The organism is Nocardioidaceae bacterium (genome assembly GCA_018672315.1).
Classification (GTDB): domain Bacteria; phylum Actinomycetota; class Actinomycetes; order Propionibacteriales; family Nocardioidaceae; genus TYQ2.
The window spans coordinates 1,580,513-1,597,688 of the sequence record CP076053.1; the positions used below are offsets into that span (position 1 = coordinate 1,580,513).

The following is a 17,176-nucleotide window of genomic DNA, read 5'->3' on the forward strand; positions in this document are numbered from 1 at the left end:
CCATCATGCGCGCACGCCGCGACGCGTCAGCGCATCGCCGGCTCGGCCGGCTCGGTCGGCTCGACCGGCTCGACCGGGGCGGCCCAGGACTCGACGGCGGCGGCGAGGTCGCTCTCGCGCACGGTCTCGGCGTCGCGCACCCGGCGGCGCAGGTTCCAGGCAATGGTCAGCACGCCGGCGGCGATCCAGAAGACGTTGAGCCCGACGTTGGGGAACGCTCCCGCGTGGTACGCCGAGACGGTCAGCAGGAGGCCCCCGACGACGTTCATGGCCTGATAGGCCGTGCCGTCGCTGGGAGTTCGTCGTGTGGACACCAGCACGTACGCCACCAGCATCACGACTCCGCCGATCCATCCGGCGAGCTCCTCGAACATGACCTTCCCTGCCTTGCCTCGATCAGGACGCGGGCGCGGGGCCGACGTCGACACGGGCCGCCGCACGCGGCCTCGTACCGAATCGTGACCTACCGGAAGTCACAGCACCAGCGACGAGAACTGACGCTTTACGGTAAGCATCGCTTCATGGTCTGATCGTCGTCGTGCTCAACCTCCGTCACCTCCGCACGCTGCAGGAGATCGCCGAGCAGGGCGGTGTCGGAGCGGCGGCCGATGCGCTCCAGCTCACCCCGTCGGCGGTGTCCCAGCAGATGGCCGCGCTGCACGCCGAGCTCGGCACCGAGGTGGTCGAGCGCGTCGGCCGCGGTGTCCGCCTCACCGGCGCGGGCGAGGTGCTGCTCGCGCACGCCGAGGGCCTGCTCGCGGCCGAGAGCGTCGCGCGGACGGCGGTGCTGGACGCCATCGCCACCGCGACCGTACGCCTGCGCGTGGGGCTCTTCGCCTCCGTCGCCCTCGGCCTCATGCCGGCTCTCGCTGCCGAGATCGACGCCAGCGCTCCGCACCTGCGGCTCAGCACGCGCGAGATCGACCTCGAGCAGGCCCGAGTCGACGTGCTGCGCAACCGCCTCGACGCCGCGTTCGTGCTGGACTACCCCGAGGCCCTCGAGAGCTGGTCGCCCGGCCTGGATCTCGCCGACATCGGCGCCGACACGTTCTCCGTCGCGCTGCCCGAGCACCGCGAGCTGCCCGACGGTCCGCTGCGGCTGCGGGACCTCGCCGACGAGCACTGGATCATGGCGAGCACCGCGACGTACGTCGGACGCGCGTCGCGCTCGGCGTGCCGCCGCGCGGGCTTCGAGCCGAGGGTCTCCCACGAGGTCGAGGAGCAGGCGACCGCCCTGGCGCTGGTCTCCGCCGGCCTGGGTGTGTGCCTGGTCAGCGACTTCGGGCGCAGCTCTCCGCCGCCGGGGGTGCAGGTGCGTCCGCTGCGCGCACCGGTCTCCCGGCAGCTGCTGCTGGCGTACGCGCACACCCAGGCCGACCGGCCCGCCCTGCACGACCTGATCGGCGCCTCGCGGCGGGCGATGGCGCAGGTGCAGGAGGCGCCGATCGTCCCGCCGTCCGTGGAGGCCGCGGACGAGGGCTGAGCCGGGATCCGGCTCGGCCGTGGTCAGCGTGCCCGCACGGGCGCCAGACCGTTGCCGGGCGCGATCGCACCGCAGCTGCTCGGCCGGCTGACGCCCTCGAACTGCCCGAGCAGCCAGGCGGTCGCGTCCGGCTGCCAGGCGGCGATGGTGGTGAAGTGGCTGGTCAGGTCGTACTGACGGTGCACCACCTGGTCGTTGCCCAGCCGGCACCAGCGGCGTGCCAGGGCGCGGACGTCTCCCGCGATCATCACGCCGTCACCGGCGCCGACGGGCTGGTCGTTGCGTGTGCCCTCGAGCGTGCCGTTGGCGCCCTGGCCGAGGAACACGGGCGTGGTCGGGACGGGTCGGCGGCCGAGGTTGAGCTTGTTGACGGTGCGGACGTACGGCCGGATGGTGCGGATGTCGCGGAACCTCTTCTTCAGGAAGTCCTTCTTGCGGAGCCCCGGGTAGGCGCCGAGCACCTCGGCGATCGAGTCGTCCCGCATCTGTCGCACCAGCCGCTTGCCCTGGCGGTTGAGGTAGGGAGCGAGGTCGATGTCGTACGCCCTGGACACGCCGATCAGCGCCATCGGGGCGACCCCGGCCCAGATCTTCGAGCCCAGCACGTACCCGAGGTTGTGGTGCGGGAAGACGAGTACCCCGCCGTTGGCGGCGCCGACCAGCAGCCGGTCGATGGCCGGCGCGTACCGCGGGGCGAGGGAGGCCGCCCACGCCGTGCCGATCGCGCCGCCGGAGTAGCCGTACAGGCCGATGTCGGGACGTCTCGGGATCCCGGCACCGGGGTGGCGGATGGCCGCCCGCAGCGAGTCGAGCGTCGTCCGGCCGTACTCCGGGCCGGCGGCGAAGTCGGCGGTGGGGCCCTGGGTGTCGGCCACGACGACCGTGTAGCCCGCAGTGAGGAACGCGGCGATCTGGGTCAGCTCCACGTTCGCGACCTGGGCGCCGGGGTCGGTGCTGCCCGCGAACGTGTACGACGGCCCGTGCGTGGGGTCCAGGGAGTCGTAGAACGACTGGTAGGCGACGACCCGGTCCGGGTTCAGCGGCAGCGGCGGCTTCAGCACCGAGGTCGCGTTGGCGGTCGCGCAGCCGCGGGCGTCGTTGCTGCGGTAGAGGATCTGCTCGACCTCGACCGGCAGGGGCAGGCCGCCCAGGGAGTACGCGAGCGTGCGCGACTTCAGCACCGTCCCGCGGGGCAGGTCCTCCAGCGGGCCCTGCGCGCCGCGGTAGGTGTGGAACCGGTCCGCCCCGATCGACCGGGGCAGCGAGACGATCGAGCGCTGGTCGTCGCAGCGGTCGGCGGCGAGCGCCGGACTGGGGGTGAGCAGGAGGCCACCGGCGAGGGCGGAGGCGAGAGCGGGTGCGAGCAGCGCGGCGATGCGCGTCAGGAGGGGCACCGTGCCAGGGTCGGCCCGGCGCGGGTGGGTGTCAACGGTCCCCGCGGGACTCATCCTCGGCGGTTCCTGACAGCGGGCGGATGCCGCGCCTACTGTGAGCGCACCCGACCCGGAGGTCCCCATGCCGTTCACCGCTCGCCGTCTCCTCGCTGCCGCCGCGGGTGTCGCCATGGCCCTGGCGACCGTGCCCGGGGTCGTCGGTGCGCCGGCGGCCGCCCGCATCGCCGGCGACGGCCGCGGCCCGCTGACGTACGTCGCGCTGGGCGACTCCTACTCCGCCGCCACCGGTGTGCTGCCGCTCGAGGTCAACGCGCAGCCGCAGTGCCTGCGCTCGGAGCGCAACTACCCCTCGGTCATCGCCTCGCGCCTCGGTGCCCGGCTGACCGACGTGAGCTGCGGCGCCGCGGACACCTCGGACTTCTTCACCGCGCAGTACGACAACGTGCCGCGCCAGCTGGCGGCGCTGGACCGTCGCACCGACCTGGTCACCATGACCATCGGTGGCAACGACTCGAGCGTCTTCAGCGACGCGATCCTCTCCTGCGGCGCGGCGGCCCTCACGACGCTCGGCCGCGGCAACCCGTGCGAGCAGCAGTACGGCAGGTCCTTCGTCCGCACCGTGCGGCAGGACACCTTCCCGGCCATCCGGAAGGCGCTGCGTGCCGTGCACCGCAAGGCGCCCAACGCCGAGGTCGCGATCCTGTCCTACCCCTGGATCCTCCCGAAGCGGGTCGGCTGCTTCCCGCAGATGCCGGTGGCCCGCGGTGACGTCCGCTACCTGCGTGAGCTGCAGCGCGTGCTCAACCGGGTCGTACGCCGCGCCGCCGATGCGACCGGCACCACCTTCGTCGGCCTCAACCGCGCCTCGAACGGCCACGACGCGTGCCAGGAGATCGGTGTGCGCTGGGTCGAGCCGGTGGTGCTCGGCACGAACCCCGTGATCGTCCACCCGAACGCTCTGGGGTCTCGCCGCATGGCCGCGCGCACGATCCGGGTGCTGCGCAACAACTGACTGGGTCCGCCCTGGGTCCGCCCCGCAGGGTGGGCGTGACGGTCCGGCCCGGCGGGCAGGACGACAGGATGCCTGCGCCGAGACCCGCCCCGACCCGTGCCCCCGACGTCGCCGTGATCGGTGCCGGCGCGGTCGGGCTGAGCACCGCGTACGCCCTGCTCGAGCGGGGCCTGGAGGTGCGCGTCTACGAGACCGGCCTGCCCGGCAACGCCCAGTCCGGCGGGCAGGCGCGCATCTTCCGGCACGCCCACGGCGACCCGCGCCTGGTCGCCGACACGGTCACCAGCCGGCAGACCTACGACGACTGGTCGCGCGACCTCGGCGTCGAGCTGGTCTCGCCCGACGGTGCCGTTGCGCTGGGACCCCAGGTGCACGACCAGCTGCCGATGCTCACCGAGGCCGGGGTCGACGCCCGGCTGGTGGACCCCGAGGAGGTGGCCCGGCTGGTGCCGATCCTGGGTTCCTACGACGGCCCGGCGATGCTCGATCCGCGTGGCGGCTCGATCCGTACGCGCGCCCTGGTCTCGGCACTCGTCGAGGAGCTCGGCGACCGCCTCACGACCGACGAGGTGATCTCGGTGCGTCACGTCGGCGACGAGGTCGAGGTGCGCGCCGGCGCGAGCACGCACCGCTACCGCCGCGTCGTGGTGTGCGCCGGACAGCAGTCGCCCCGCATCGCCCGGACGCTCGGGGCCTCGTTGCCGATCGAGCAGGCCGCCCACGTGCGGCTGACGTACGCCGTGCGTGGAGCCGCACCGCAGCAGCTGGCGACGCTGCAGGACTCCAGCGGCCACTTCGGGGCCTCGGGCATCTACGCCGCCGCCCTGCCGGGCAACACCCACTTCGCGGTCGGCAACCCCGACGCGACGCCCGCGCAGCAGGACGGCACGCTCCTCGACCCGGGGCAGCTCGACCAGTTCGCCGAGGACGCCACCGACTACGTGCGAGCCGCACTACCGGGCCTGGACCCCGAGCCCGTCGACGTACGCCACTGCTGGGTGACCCGGCTGCCGTGGGGCGAGGACGGCATCGGCGTGTGGGACCTGGACGGGGTGCTCGTGCCCGCCGGCCACAACCTCTTCAAGCAGGCTCCCGGGCTCGGTCGCCAGCTCGCCGCCGTCGTCGACGGCGAGGAGCTCCCCGACCACCTTCGGCCCGAGGCGCGCCTGGGGGCCGTGACCGCCTGAGAAGAACAGGCATTACACCGTCGCCCCGGGGCGCGCAAGGCGTGGAGCAGCCCGCCGAACCCCGTGATGCCTGTTCTTCTCAGCCCGCTCGCGCTCCCCGGCGCGCGAGGTGGGCGGCGAGGTGCCGCGCCGTGGCCCCGTCACCCTCGGCCACGTCCCGCGGGCGGCCGGAGGCGACGACCCGACCTCCCCGGTCACCACCCCCTGGTCCGAGGTCGAGCAGGTGGTCGGCCGTCGCGATCGTGGCGAGGTCGTGCTCGACGACCACCACGCTGTCGCCCTCGTCGACGAGCCGGTGCAGCTGCCGCACCAGCAGGGCGGCGTCGCTCGGGTGGAGCCCCGAGGTGGGCTCGTCGAGCAGGTAGAGCGTGTGTCCGCGGCGCACCCGCTGCAGCTCCGTGGCCAGCTTGATGCGCTGGGCCTCCCCGCCGCTGAGCTCGGTCGCCGGCTGCCCGAGCCGGAGGTAGCCGAGCCCCACCTCCTCCAGTGCCGCCAGCGCGCGCGACGCGGCGGGCAGCCCACCGAGGAGGGGGCCCGCTCGCTCGACGGTCAGGTCCAGCACGTTGGCGATCGTCAGACCCTCGGGCGTGACGTCGAGCCGGACCTCGAGGGTCTCCGCGTCGTAGCGGGAACCGCCGCAGGTCGAGCAGGGGGCGTACGTGCCCGGCAGGAACATCAGCTCCACGCTCACGAAGCCCTCGCCCTGGCACGTCTCGCACCGCCCCTCGGGGGTGTTGAAGGAGAACCGTCCGGCGTCGTACCCGCGGCGCCGTGCCTCCTCGGTGTCCGCGAACGCACGGCGCACGGCGTCGAAGAGTCCCGTGTACGTCGCCAGATTCGACCGCGGCGTCCGCCCGATCGGCTTCTGGTCGACGACCACCAGCCGGTCGACCTGGTCGAGACCCTCCGCGGCCTCCACGGCGCCTGCCTGCGACCCGGCGAGGTGGTCCCGGACGGCGCCGGCCAGCACCTGGGTGACCAGCGTGGACTTGCCCGACCCGCTGACGCCGGTCACCGCGGTCAGCTGGCCGAGCCCGAACGTGACGTCGACGCTGTCGAGGTTGTGCCGGCGCACGCCCCGCAGCAGGACGCGCCCGACCGGCGCGCGGTCGCGCGGCGGGAGGGTCTCGGCGCGGTCGAAGAGGTGGTCGCTGGTCGGGGAGTCGACCTGCTCCAGTCCCTCGACGGGACCGGAGTAGAGCACCGTGCCGCCCGCCTCGCCCGCCCCCGGGCCGATGTCGACGACGTGGTCGGCGCGGCGTACGACGTCCATGTCGTGCTCCACGACGAACAGCGTGTTGCCTGCTGCCTTGAGTGCGTCGAGCACCCGCATCAGGGGCTCCGCGTCGGCGGGGTGGAGGCCCGCCGAGGGCTCGTCCAGCACGTAGACGACACCGAAAAGCCCCGACCGCAGCTGGGTGGCGATGCGCAGCCGTTGCATCTCGCCGGGGGAGAGGGTGGTCGAGCGTCGCGCCAGGGCGAGGTAGCCCAGCCCGAGGTCGACGAGCACGGCGATGCGCGCCCGCAGGTCCGCGACGATGCGGGTCGCGGCCTCGTCCGGCGCGGTCTGCGCGCGCCCTGGGCCGCGACCGGGGTCGGCCTCCCACGCCGCGAGCGCGGCGGCCAGGTCGACCAGCGGCAGCGTGCTGAGCGCGGCGATCGAGTGCCCGGCGAACGTCACCGCGAGTGCGTCGCGGCCGATGCCGGCACCGCCGCACAGGTGGCAGGTGGTCGAGCGCACGTACGCCATGAACTTCGCGCGCTGCCGTTCCGAGCCGGAGTCGGCGAGGATGTGGCGCACGTATCTGCGGGCGCTCCAGAACTGCCCGTTGTAGTCGCGGCCCACCGTCGCGTCCGGGTCGCCGGCGAAGTCCTCGCGCGTGATCCGCAGCGTCGGCTGCTCGTCGGTGAAGAGCAGCCACTCCTGCTGGGCCCGGGGCACCTCGCGCCACGGCGCGTCGATGTCGACGCCCGAGAGCTTCGCGATGCGCAGCAGGTTCTTGCCCTGCCACGCGCCGGGCCAGGCGGCGATGGCTCCCTCGCGGATGGACCGGGAGGGGTCGGGCACCATCAGGTCCTCGGCCACGTCGTGGGTCTCGCCGAGACCGCCGCACGCGGGGCAGGCGCCGGCGACGGTGTTGGGGCTGAACGCCTCGGCGGGCAGGTGCGCGGGGTGGTCGTGGTCCCGGGCGGCCGGCCCCCCGGGGTAGTCGCCGGCCCTGGAGTACAGGATGCGCAGCAGGTTCGACAGCGTCGTGATCGTGCCGACGCTGGACCGGGCCGACGCCTGGGCGCGTCGCTGCTGCAACGCCACCGCCGGCGGCAGCCCGCTGATCTCCTCGACGTGCGGGGCGCCGACCTGCCCCATCATCTGCCGGGCGTACGGCGAGACCGACTCGAAGTAGCGGCGCTGCGCCTCGGCGTAGAGGGTGCCGAACGCCAGCGAGGACTTGCCGGACCCGGAGACGCCGGTGAAGGCGACGAACGCGTCCCGCGGCAGGTCGACGTCGACGTCGCGCAGGTTGTGCTCGGAGGCGCCGCGGACGCGGACGCAGCCGTCGTCGACGGCGTGGGGGGACGAGGCGTACGCGGTCACCCGGTCACCCTGCCCGTCAGAGCAGCAGCACACCCGCGAGAGGGACGGCGAGCACGACGGCGGTCGCAGCGGTGCCGACCAGCAGGGGGCGTACGCCCGACCGCAGCAGGCGCGGCAGGTGCACCCCCGTGCCGAGCGCGAAGAGCGCGGCCGCGAGCAGCACGGTCTGCGCCTGCTCCGCGACCGTCAGCACGGGCGCGGGCAGGACCCCGGTCGACCGGAGCAGCACGCAGCCGAGGAAGCCGAGCACGAATGCGGGCACCAGGGGCGGGAGCCCGTCCTGGGTCGGGCGCCCGGACGTCCGCAGCGCCCGCCGCCGCTGCAGGCCCACCGCGGCGACGACCGGGGCGAGCAGCAGCACCCGGGTGAGCTTGACGGCCACGGCGACACCGACGACCGCGGCACCCGCGGGCTGCGCGGCGGCGACGACCTGGCCGACCTCCTGCACGCCCGCACCGACCCAGGTGCCGTACGCCGCGTCGCCGAGGCCGAGCGGCCCCTGCAGCAGCGGCAGCGCCACCATCGTGACGGTCCCGAGCAGGGTCACCGCGGCGATCGCGGTCGCGACGTCGTCGTCCTCGGCGTCGGCCGTACGCTCCATCGCGGCGATGGCGGAGGCACCGCAGATCGAGAAGCCGGTGGCGAGGAGCAGACCTCGAGGACCGGAGAGCCCCATGCGTCCCGCGATGAGCAGCGTCGCCGTGAAGGTGACCGCCACGGTCAGCACGATCAGCACGAGCACCTCGGGTCCGAGCGCCGCGACCGTCGCCAGGGGGAGCGAGAGACCGAGCAGCACGATGCCCGCCCGCAGCAGTCGCCGTGACGCGACGCGCACACCAGGGAGCGCCCGGTCGTGGACGAGGCCGAGGTTCGCGAGCACCGCGCCGACGGCGATCGCCCAGGTCAGCGAGCCGACGGCCGGCACCAGGGCGTGAAGGCCCAGGGCGGCGCCCACGCCAGCAGTCGTAAGCACCAGACCCGGCAGCGGGGACGACGCGACATCAGCCGTGGAGTCGACGAGCGGGCGGCGGTGCCGCGCGACGTCGAGGAGTGCCATGACGCCAGCGTGGCCCGACCGGTGCGTGGGCAGTAGTGCCCGTCGGTGCATCCGAGGCATACGCTGAGTGCATGACCGAGGCCCGACCGGCGCTGACCGATCTCGCGCTGCTCCTGACCGTCGTGCGCGAGGGCAGCATGGGTCGCGCCGCGGACCGGCTGGGCGCCTCGCAGCCCGCCGTCTCCCGCCGTGTCGCCGCCCTCGAACGCGAGCTCGGCGTCGGCCTCGTCGAGCGCACCCCGCGGGGGTCCGTGCTCACCGCGCAGGGCCGCGTGGTCGCCGACTGGGCGGCGGAGCTGCTCGAGCACGCCGACCACTTCTCGCGCCTCGTGGCGACGCTTCGGGCCGACGGTGGCGAGGCGTTGCGCATCGCCGTCAGCGTCACGATCGCCGAGCACCTGGCGCCGGCGTGGGTGGCGAGGCTGCGGGCCGAGGCGCCCGACGTGCAGGTCGCGATGGCCGTCGGCAACTCCGAGGACGTCGTGGGACGCGTACGCCGCGCCGAGGTCGACCTCGGGTTCGTGGAGAGTCCACGCATCCCCGAGGGCCTCGCCCACCGCCGGGTCGGCAGCGACCGGCTCATGGTGGCGGTCGCCCCGACCCACCCGTGGGCCGGCCGCGCGGCACCGGTCGGGCCGGGCGAGCTGGCGTACGCGGGTCTTCTGCTCCGCGAGTCCGGGTCGGGCACGCGGGAGACGCTGGACGCGGCCCTGGCCGCGCACGGACAAGCCGCCGTGCGGCCCACGGTGATGGCCTCCAACGCCGCCCTGCGCGCCGCCGCGCTCGCAGGCGCCGGACCCGTCGCCCTGTCCGAGCGGGTCCTGGCGAGGGCGGTCGAGGGCGGGGAGCTGGTGGCCGTGCCGACCGTCGACCTCGACCTGACGCGACCCTTCAGCGCCGTGTGGCGCCGAGGGTCGCGGCCCGGTCACACCGCGAGCCGCCTGCTCGAGGTCGTCCTCGGCGGCTCCTGACGGTTCACTCCTGCAGGTCGGTCTCCCGCAGCGCGCCGAAGGGGGACAGGTGTGCCAGGTACGGCTCGGGGTCGCCGTCCCAGTCCCAGGCGCGCACCTGGTCGGTCGAGCGACGGCCGCCGAGTCCTCGGGAGAGCTCCCACTTGCTCGGTGCGGTGACGGTCGCGGCCGGGTCGCCGTCTCCGACGACGGTGTCGAAGTCCTCGGCGACGAGTCGCAGGGGAGGGCAGTCGCCGTTCGCACAGGCTGCCCCGAGGCCCATCTGGGTGAAGGCGCCGAGGGTCACGTCGACGGCGCCGTCCTCGCGTCCGGCCGCGGGGAACTCCGGCACCGAGCGCATGTCCTGCTCGTGCACCCAGGCGTCGACGACGAGGCTCGCGACCTCGTCCTCGGGACCCTGCCGCAGCGCCTCCTGGATCTTCGGCGCGTGCTGGTCCCACTCGGCGAGCAGCTGCTCGGGGGAGAGGTTCGCGCGGTCCTCGACGTGGTGGGTCGTCCACTCCGGGTTGAGGTCGTCGGGCACCGCGTCCTTGAGGGCGTCGTCGTTGACGCCCACCATGTGGGACAGCAGCTGCCGGACGGTCCAGGCGTCGGTGGCGGGCACCGTCTGCTCGGCCTGCTCAGAGGACAGGCCCTGGGCGAGGGCGCGTACGCGGTCGTAGGTGTCGGTCCAGTGCTGTGCGAGATCAGTCATGGGAACCTCCTACCCATCGCGCGCGATGTAATCGGGCGTCGCCTGATGAGCAGGGCCCGTGAGCGGGTAACGAGGGGCCATGGATCACGCGCGACTCGGCCGCACCGGCCTGGAGGTCTCCCGACTCACCCTCGGCTGCATGAGCTGGGGTGACCCGTCCCGTGGGGGCCACCCGTGGGTGCTTGGCTACGACGAGGCCAGGGTGATCATCGAGCGCGCCCTGGAGCTCGGCATCACGACTTTCGACACCGCCAACGTCTACTCCGGCGGGTCCAGCGAGGAGTTCACCGGCCGCGCTCTCCGCGAGGTCCTGGGCGGCCACGACCTCGACGACGTCGTCGTCGCCACGAAGGTCCACGGCCGGATGCACGAGGGCCCGAACGGTGCCGGCCTCTCCCGCAAGGCGATCCTCCGCGAGATCGACGCGTCGCTGGCCCGGCTCGGTGTCGACCACGTCGACCTCTACCAGATCCACCGCTGGGACCCCGACACCCCGATCGAGGAGACGATGGAGGCGCTGCACGACGTCGTGCGCGCCGGCAAGGTCCGCTACCTGGGCGCCTCCTCGATGTGGGCGTGGCAGTTCGCCAAGGCCCAGCACGTCGCGGCGAGCAACGGGTGGACGCCGTTCGTGTCGATGCAGGACCACTACAACCTGCTCTACCGCGAGGAGGAGCGGGAGATGCTGCCGTTCTGCGCCGACAGCGGTGTCGGGGTGCTGCCGTGGAGCCCGCTGGCCCGTGGTCGGCTGGCGCGTCCGTGGGACACCGACACCGCGCGCAGCGAGACCGACGAGTTCGGCAAGACGCTCTACCGCGACTCCGACGAGCAGATCGTCGACGCCGTCGGACACATCGCCGAGCGGCGCGGGGCGAGCCGGGCCCAGGTGGCCCTGGCGTGGCTGCTGCACCAGCCGGTCGTGACCAGCCCGATCGTCGGCGTCACGAGCATCGCGCACCTCGAGGACGCGGTCGGCGCCCTCGACGTACAGCTCGAGGACGACGAGATCGAGGCACTGCAGGAGCACTACGCGCCGCACCCGGTCGTGGGCCACCGCTAGCCGGTCCGGGCATGCTGGCCTCGTGAGCAGCGAGGGGTCCCGGCGTACGCGTCTGGTGGAGGCCCTGCGGCCCGACCCGGCCGTGCCCGGGGGCCTGCCGGACCTGGCGCGCTCGCTCCTGTGGTTCGAGATCGCGCTCGTGCTGCTGCTGAGCCTCGGCCGGTCCGCGGTCTACTCGGTCGTCAGCATCGTCGCCGCGCTCACCGCGCCGGAGCCGCTGAGCGGACAGACCGCGACGCTCAACGCGTCGCGCTCCGAACGGTCCTACCTCGATCTCACCTACCAGCTGCTGGCCATCGGCTTCGCGCTCGTGGCGGTGGCGCTGGCGGGCTACCTGCTCGTGCGTGCCGGCACCTCGCTGCGCGAGACGTGGGCGGCGGGCGACCGCTGGGTGCGGCTGTCCGACGCAGGGTGGGGCGCCCTGCTGGCGCTGGGCGTCGGGTCGGTCGGGGTCGTCTTCTACCTCGCGTCGTACGCCCTCGGCATCAACCTGGCCGTGAGCGCCTCCGGGCTGACCGACACGTGGTGGCGTGTCCCGGTGCTGGTGCTCGCGGCGCTGCAGAACTCGGTCGTCGAGGAGTTCATCGTGCTCGGCTTCGTGCAGGTCAGGCTTCGCCAGCTCGGGTTCGGCAACGCAGGCGCCATCGGCATCGCAGCGCTGCTCCGGGGCAGCTACCACCTCTACCAGGGGTTCGGCGGCTTCCTCGGCAACCTCGCGATGGGTCTGCTCTTCGGCTGGCTCTTCGCCCGCTGGGGTCGGGTGATGCCCTTCGTGGCCGCGCACTGGCTGCTCGACATCGGGGCCTTCGTCGGGTACGCCCTGCTCGCCGGGCAGGTCAGCTGGCTGCCGAGGCCGTGACCGGAGAACCGCGGCGGCCGTCTGACAGGCTCGGCGACCATGACCTCGGACCCGTCGCCCCTGCCGCTCGCCGGCACCCACGGCGGCGACGGCCTCGCGGTCGCCCGCGCGCTCGGCCTGGACCCGTCCGAGCTGCTCGACCTCTCGCAGAACCTCAACCCGTTCGCGCCGCCCGCTGCCGATGTCGTACGCCGTCACCTCGACGCGGTCGGGCGCTACCCCGACGACCGCGACGCCACGGCTCTCCTCGCCGACGCGCTGGGGGTCGATCCGGCCAGGCTCCTGCTGACCAACGGCGGTAGCGAGGCGATCAGCCTGGTGGCCGCACGGATCGGCGGACGCGTCCGCAGCGAACCCGAGTTCGCGCTGCACCCGCGCGCAGCCGCGGGCACGAGCGAGGGGGCCGGTCCGGTGTGGCGCAGCAACCCCCACTCCCCGTCCGGCCGCCTCGCGACCGCGGACGAGCACGCCGACGTGTGGGACGAGGCATTCCACGCCCTGGCCACGGGTCACTGGTCGGCCGACCGCGGCGCCACCGACGACACCCGCAGCGTGGTCGTCGGCTCCCTCACCAAGACCTTCGCCTGCCCCGGGCTGCGCCTGGGGTACGTGGTCGCCCGCGACGCCGACGAGCGGGCCGCCCTGGCCGAGCGACAGCCGCACTGGTCGGTCGGTGCGCTGGCGCTGGCGTGCCTGCCCGACCTGCTCGCCTCCGCGGACCTGCCGGGGTGGGCCGGCGCCGTCGCCCGGGCACGGGCTGAGCTGGTCGCGGTGCTGCAGGCGTACGACCTCGTCGTCGAGGCCGCGGATGCCCCCTGGGTGCTGGTGCACCGGCCGGGTCTGAGGGAGCTGCTCGCCCCGCACGGCGTGCTCGTGCGCGACTGCACCAGCTTCGGCATGCCCGGCTGGGCGCGGGTCGCGGTGCCCGACTCCGCGGGTCTCGTCCGTGTGACCCAGGCCCTGTCCCGGGCGGTCGCCCCGACGCCCGAGGGCCCGTAGGGTGGCGTACGCGTCGGTGGGACGAAGTCCGGTGGGATCCCGGCACTGACCCGCAACGGTGAAGCCCCGCAGCCCATGCCGGCTGAGGGGACGAGTCCGGTCGAGCCACCGACGGCAGGGACCACATCACCCTCGAGGTCCAGGGTGGGTCCGTGCGGCGGGCTCACCGTCGTCGGGCGCAGCGAGCCTCGACGACAGGAGGACATCCATGAAGCATCCGCGCACTCGCCGGGGCCCTCTCGCCTCGGGGCTCACCGCAGCTCTGCTCGCTCTCACGCTCGCGGCCTGCGGCGGCGACCCGGAGCCGGCCGGCGACGACTCCGAAGCCGGCTCACCGACCCCGAGCGGCTCGTCGTCCGCGTCGTCGGACTTCCCCGTGACCCTCGAGAGCGGCGAGGGCGAGATCACCCTGGAGTCCCAGCCGGAGCGCATCGTGTCGCTGTCGCCGTCGGCGACCGAGTCGCTGTTCGCGATCGGCGCCGGCGAGCAGGTCGTGGCGGCCGACGAGTACAGCAACTTCCCCGCCGAGGCCCCCACCACCGACCTCTCGGGCTTCGACCCCAACGTCGAGGCGATCCTGTCCTACGAGCCCGACCTGGTCATCGCCTCCGCCGACACCAACGACCTCGTCGCGGGGCTCGACGCCGCCGGGGTGCCGACGCTGATCAGCGGGGCACCGGCGGACATCGAGTCCGGTTACGACAACTTCGCCCTCCTCGGCATGGCGACCGGACGCGTCGACGAGACCGCCGCGTTCGTCAGCGACCTGCGCGGACGCATCTCCGACGCCCTCGACGCGGCTCCGCAGGACGCCGACGTCCGCGTCTACCACGAGCTCGACGACACCTACTTCGCGGCGAGCTCGAACAGCTTCATCGGCTCGGTGTACGAGGCCATGGGCGCCACCAACATCGCCGACGGAGCGGACAGCGACGGCAGCGGCTTCCCGCAGCTGACCGCCGAGGCCGTCATCGCCGCCGACCCGCAGCTCATCGTCATCACCGACCAGGTCTCCTACACCGCCGAGGACGTCGCGCAGCGTCCCGGCTGGGGGGACGTCGCCGCGGTGCGCTCGGACAGCATCGTCACCGTCGACGCCGACATCGCCTCGCGCTGGGGACCTCGCCTGCCGCAGTTCATCGACGCCGTCGCGGAGGCCATGAACCAGGTTCCCGCCGTGACGGGCTGAGGGGGTCGTCGCTGATGGCCGACCTGTCCGTCGTACGCCGCTCAAGTCCCGCCCAGCGACCGCGCTCCGGGGCGCCCGCTGCGAGGGCGGACGGTGACGTCCATGCACCGGACGCCCTGGACGAGGCGGCGGCGCGGGCCTTCCGGCTGCCGTTCGTGCCGCTGCTGGTCGCGCTCGGCACGCTCGTCGCGGTCGGCCTCCTCAGCACGGCGGTCGGGGCCGCCGGGCTGCCCGTGGGCGGCGTGATCACGGCGCTGCTGGACCGCGTGCCGCTGCTGGGCGTCGAGTCGACGCTGAGCGCGTCGGAGGAGGCGGTGCTGTTCTCGATCCGCCTGCCGCGGCTGGCGCTGGGCGCCGTCGTCGGCGGCTGCCTGGCGCTGGCGGGCGCCTCCTTCCAGGGCACCTTCCGCAACCCGCTGGCCGACCCGTACCTCCTCGGCGTCTCCGCCGGCGCCGGCCTCGGCGCGGTGCTGGCGCTGGGGTTCGACCTGGACCTCGCGGTCGGGCCGGTCTCCGCAGTGCCCGCGGCGGCCTTCTGCGGGGCGCTGCTGGCGGTCGCCGGGTCGGCGGTCGTCTCACGGGGATCGTTCTCCGACCCCGCGACGCTGCTGCTCGCCGGGGTCGCGATGGCCGCGCTGTTCTCCGCCGCGCAGACGTACGCGATCACCCAGCTCACCCCCGACCTCGCCCGACAGGTGCTGTCGTGGCTGTTCGGCCAGCTGTCCACCGCGGGGTGGGACGCGACGCTGCTGGTGCTGCCGTACCTGGTGGTCGGCGGCACCGTCCTCCTGGTGCACGCCCGGCACCTCGACGTGCTGCGGCTGGGCGACGACGAGGCCCGCGCGCTCGGCCTCGACCCCACGCGCAGCCGGCTCGTCGTGGTCGTGGCGGCCACGCTGGTGACGGCGGCGGCGGTGTCGGTCTCCGGGCTGATCGCCTTCGTCGGACTGGTCGTGCCCCACCTGGTGCGGCTGCTCGTGGGCAGCAGCTACCGGGTCGTCGTGCCGGTCTCGATGATCGCCGGCGGGGCGTTCCTCGCGCTGGTCGACGTCGGCGCCCGCACGCTCGTGGCACCGGCCGAGCTGCCGGTCGGTGTGATCACCGCCTTCATCGGCGCACCGTTCTTCGCGCTCGTGCTGATGACCCGTCGCCGGGGTGGCGTGTGAGCGCCCTGCCTGCCGGCCACGCCGCCGACCACAGGGCCGACCACGGGACCGACCACCGGACCGACCACGGGGTCCCTGTCGGTTCCGCGGAGGGTCTGGCGCTGCGTACGCGTGGTCTCGGTGTCCGCATCGACGGCAAGGTGCTGCTCGACGACATCGACCTCGACGTCTGCCGGGGCGAGTGGCTCGGGGTCATCGGGCCCAACGGAGCCGGCAAGTCCACGCTGCTCCGCGCCATCCTCGGCCTCGGCCGACCCACCGGGCGGGTCCTCGGCGCCGACGGCCGACCCGTGGGACGCACCGAGGTGGCCCTCATGCCGCAGCAGCCGATGCTGCCGGCGGGCATGACGGTCGTGGAGTACGCGTTGCTCGGCCGCACCGCCCACCTCGGCTGGCTGCAACGCGAGTCGCGCTCGGACCGCGACGTCGTGACCGGGGTGCTGCGCCGCCTCGACCTCGCCCGGTTCGCCGACCGGGAGGTCTCCAGCCTCTCCGGCGGCGAGGCCCAGCGCGTCGTGCTCGCCCGCGCGCTCACGCAGGAGGCCGACGTGCTGCTGCTCGACGAGCCGACCTCGGCCCTCGACGTCGGCCACCAGGTCGAGGTGCTCGACCTCGTCGACGAGCTCCGCCGCGCCGACGGGCTCACCGTGCTCGCCGCCATGCACGACCTCGGCACGGCCGCGCGCTACGCCGACCGGCTCGCGCTGGTCCACGAGGGCCGCGTACGCCACGTCGCCCAGCCCGCCGAGGTGCTCGAGGCGACGCTGCTGTCCGAGGTGTACGCCACGCCGCTCGCCGTGCACGTCGTCGGCGGCGACCTCGTGGTGCTGCCCGCCTCGCCCCGGTCGCCCCGCCCCCACCGATCGCCCGACCGTCAGGAGTCCCCGTGAGCGACCAGCGCGAGCCGAAGGACCACGCCGAGCCCCGTACGAAGAAGCCGTACGACCAGCGCGAGCTGCGTCGTGCCGACAGCCTCGTGCTGGTCAACACCGGCCACGGCAAGGGCAAGTCGACCGCCGCGTTCGGCACGGTGCTGCGCGGCGTGGCGCTGGAGTGGCGCTGCGCGGTGGTGCAGTCGCTGAAGTCCGGTAAGTGGCACACCGGCGAGGAGAAGGTCTGCCGAAGCCTCGGCGTCGACTGGTTCTCCGCCGGCGACGGGTTCAGCTGGGACTCGCGCGACATGGACGAGTCGCAGGCCAAGGCCGTCGCCGCGTGGGAGTTCTCCCGCGACCTGATCGCCGCGGCGAGCCACCAGCTGGTCGTGCTCGACGAGATCAGCTACCCGATGAACTGGGGCTGGATCGACGCCGACGACGTCGCCGCGGTGCTGCGCGACCGTCCGCGCACGGTCAACGTCGTCGCCACGGGCCGCGAGATGCCGGCCCCGGTGGTCGAGGTCGCCGACACCGTCACCGAGATGCAGGTCGTCAAGCACGCGTTCGCCGACGGCATCCGCGCGCTGCGGGGGATCGACTTCTGAGCGCCCCACCCGCCGCCGGCGCGCTCCTG

General features: G+C 73.9%; 16 protein-coding genes. 11 read left to right on the forward strand and 5 right to left on the reverse strand.

The genetic code is table 11. The features are described from left to right. Positions 1 to 26: 26 nt before the first annotated feature. Positions 27 to 374: a hypothetical protein gene (locus KLP28_07445; GenBank protein ID QWC86500.1), complete on the reverse strand. Its 348-nt coding sequence runs from the start codon at positions 372 to 374 to the stop codon at positions 27 to 29. A 164-nt stretch (positions 375 to 538) separates the two neighbouring features. Here KLP28_07445 and KLP28_07450 point away from each other — a divergent pair, with 164 nt between their 5' ends. Beyond that, the gene (locus KLP28_07450; GenBank protein ID QWC86501.1) at positions 539 to 1,483 is read left to right on the forward strand and encodes a LysR family transcriptional regulator; all 945 of its coding nucleotides are present in this window, start codon (positions 539 to 541) and stop codon (positions 1,481 to 1,483) included. Positions 1,484 to 1,506: 23 nt separating this feature from the next. On the opposite strand, the gene KLP28_07455 is transcribed toward KLP28_07450, so the two are convergent. Then, positions 1,507 to 2,877: a lipase family protein gene (locus KLP28_07455; protein ID QWC86502.1), complete on the reverse strand. Its 1,371-nt coding sequence runs from the start codon at positions 2,875 to 2,877 to the stop codon at positions 1,507 to 1,509. Positions 2,878 to 2,998: 121 nt separating this feature from the next. Here KLP28_07455 and KLP28_07460 point away from each other — a divergent pair, with 121 nt between their 5' ends. After that, the gene (locus KLP28_07460) at positions 2,999 to 3,889 is read left to right on the forward strand and encodes an SGNH/GDSL hydrolase family protein (GenBank protein QWC86503.1); all 891 of its coding nucleotides are present in this window, start codon (positions 2,999 to 3,001) and stop codon (positions 3,887 to 3,889) included. A 68-nt stretch (positions 3,890 to 3,957) separates the two neighbouring features. Next, positions 3,958 to 5,076, forward strand: a complete 1,119-nt coding sequence (locus KLP28_07465) for an FAD-binding oxidoreductase (GenBank protein ID QWC86504.1) — start codon at positions 3,958 to 3,960, stop codon at positions 5,074 to 5,076. Positions 5,077 to 5,155: 79 nt separating this feature from the next. Here the strand turns inward: KLP28_07465 and KLP28_07470 are convergent, their stop codons facing one another. Beyond that, on the reverse strand, positions 5,156 to 7,672 hold the full coding sequence (locus tag KLP28_07470; protein ID QWC86505.1) for an excinuclease ABC subunit UvrA: 2,517 nt from the start codon (positions 7,670 to 7,672) through the stop codon (positions 5,156 to 5,158). A 16-nt stretch (positions 7,673 to 7,688) separates the two neighbouring features. After that, positions 7,689 to 8,729: a putative sulfate exporter family transporter gene (locus tag KLP28_07475; protein ID QWC86506.1), complete on the reverse strand. Its 1,041-nt coding sequence runs from the start codon at positions 8,727 to 8,729 to the stop codon at positions 7,689 to 7,691. A 71-nt stretch (positions 8,730 to 8,800) separates the two neighbouring features. Here KLP28_07475 and KLP28_07480 point away from each other — a divergent pair, with 71 nt between their 5' ends. Beyond that, the gene (locus KLP28_07480) at positions 8,801 to 9,700 is read left to right on the forward strand and encodes a LysR family transcriptional regulator (protein QWC86507.1); all 900 of its coding nucleotides are present in this window, start codon (positions 8,801 to 8,803) and stop codon (positions 9,698 to 9,700) included. A 4-nt stretch (positions 9,701 to 9,704) separates the two neighbouring features. Here the strand turns inward: KLP28_07480 and KLP28_07485 are convergent, their stop codons facing one another. Then, positions 9,705 to 10,394 (reverse strand): maleylpyruvate isomerase family mycothiol-dependent enzyme, encoded by a 690-nt coding sequence (locus KLP28_07485; GenBank protein QWC86508.1) that lies wholly within the window; start codon positions 10,392 to 10,394, stop codon positions 9,705 to 9,707. A 79-nt stretch (positions 10,395 to 10,473) separates the two neighbouring features. Here KLP28_07485 and KLP28_07490 point away from each other — a divergent pair, with 79 nt between their 5' ends. The 7 genes from KLP28_07490 (at position 10,474) to cobO (ending at position 17,147) form a co-directional block, all read left to right on the forward strand. Beyond that, a complete protein-coding gene (locus tag KLP28_07490; GenBank protein QWC86509.1) occupies positions 10,474 to 11,454 on the forward strand; it encodes an aldo/keto reductase in 981 nt (326 codons plus the stop codon). Between the two features lie 94 nt (positions 11,455 to 11,548). Further along, entirely contained in the window at positions 11,549 to 12,313 is a 765-nt protein-coding gene (locus KLP28_07495; protein QWC86869.1) for a CPBP family intramembrane metalloprotease, read from the forward strand. 39 nt (positions 12,314 to 12,352) lie between these two features. After that, positions 12,353 to 13,312: an aminotransferase class I/II-fold pyridoxal phosphate-dependent enzyme gene (locus tag KLP28_07500; protein QWC86510.1), complete on the forward strand. Its 960-nt coding sequence runs from the start codon at positions 12,353 to 12,355 to the stop codon at positions 13,310 to 13,312. A 208-nt stretch (positions 13,313 to 13,520) separates the two neighbouring features. Next, the gene (locus tag KLP28_07505; protein ID QWC86511.1) at positions 13,521 to 14,501 is read left to right on the forward strand and encodes an ABC transporter substrate-binding protein; all 981 of its coding nucleotides are present in this window, start codon (positions 13,521 to 13,523) and stop codon (positions 14,499 to 14,501) included. 14 nt (positions 14,502 to 14,515) lie between these two features. Then, the gene (locus KLP28_07510; protein QWC86512.1) at positions 14,516 to 15,667 is read left to right on the forward strand and encodes an iron ABC transporter permease; all 1,152 of its coding nucleotides are present in this window, start codon (positions 14,516 to 14,518) and stop codon (positions 15,665 to 15,667) included. After that, entirely contained in the window at positions 15,664 to 16,557 is an 894-nt protein-coding gene (locus KLP28_07515; GenBank protein ID QWC86513.1) for an ABC transporter ATP-binding protein, read from the forward strand. The genes KLP28_07510 and KLP28_07515 overlap by 4 nt, the downstream gene beginning before the upstream one ends. Further along, positions 16,554 to 17,147 (forward strand): cob(I)yrinic acid a,c-diamide adenosyltransferase, encoded by a 594-nt coding sequence (cobO, locus tag KLP28_07520; protein ID QWC86514.1) that lies wholly within the window; start codon positions 16,554 to 16,556, stop codon positions 17,145 to 17,147. Before KLP28_07515 ends, cobO begins: the two co-directional genes overlap by 4 nt. The last annotated feature ends 29 nt before the right edge of the window (positions 17,148 to 17,176 follow it).

What these genes read in the sequence shown, in the direction of transcription:
- KLP28_07445 (QWC86500.1), bottom strand. Translation starts at nt 374, where the DNA reads ATGTTCGAGGAGCTCGCCGGATGGATCGGCGGAGTCGTGATGCTGGTG.
- KLP28_07460 (QWC86503.1), top strand. Translation starts at nt 2,999, where the DNA reads ATGCCGTTCACCGCTCGCCGTCTCCTCGCTGCCGCCGCGGGTGTCGCC.
- KLP28_07465 (QWC86504.1), top strand. Translation starts at nt 3,958, where the DNA reads ATGCCTGCGCCGAGACCCGCCCCGACCCGTGCCCCCGACGTCGCCGTG.
- KLP28_07475 (QWC86506.1), bottom strand. Translation starts at nt 8,729, where the DNA reads ATGGCACTCCTCGACGTCGCGCGGCACCGCCGCCCGCTCGTCGACTCC.
- KLP28_07480 (QWC86507.1), top strand. Translation starts at nt 8,801, where the DNA reads ATGACCGAGGCCCGACCGGCGCTGACCGATCTCGCGCTGCTCCTGACC.
- KLP28_07485 (QWC86508.1), bottom strand. Translation starts at nt 10,394, where the DNA reads ATGACTGATCTCGCACAGCACTGGACCGACACCTACGACCGCGTACGC.
- KLP28_07490 (QWC86509.1), top strand. Translation starts at nt 10,474, where the DNA reads ATGGATCACGCGCGACTCGGCCGCACCGGCCTGGAGGTCTCCCGACTC.
- KLP28_07500 (QWC86510.1), top strand. Translation starts at nt 12,353, where the DNA reads ATGACCTCGGACCCGTCGCCCCTGCCGCTCGCCGGCACCCACGGCGGC.
- KLP28_07505 (QWC86511.1), top strand. Translation starts at nt 13,521, where the DNA reads ATGAAGCATCCGCGCACTCGCCGGGGCCCTCTCGCCTCGGGGCTCACC.
- KLP28_07510 (QWC86512.1), top strand. Translation starts at nt 14,516, where the DNA reads ATGGCCGACCTGTCCGTCGTACGCCGCTCAAGTCCCGCCCAGCGACCG.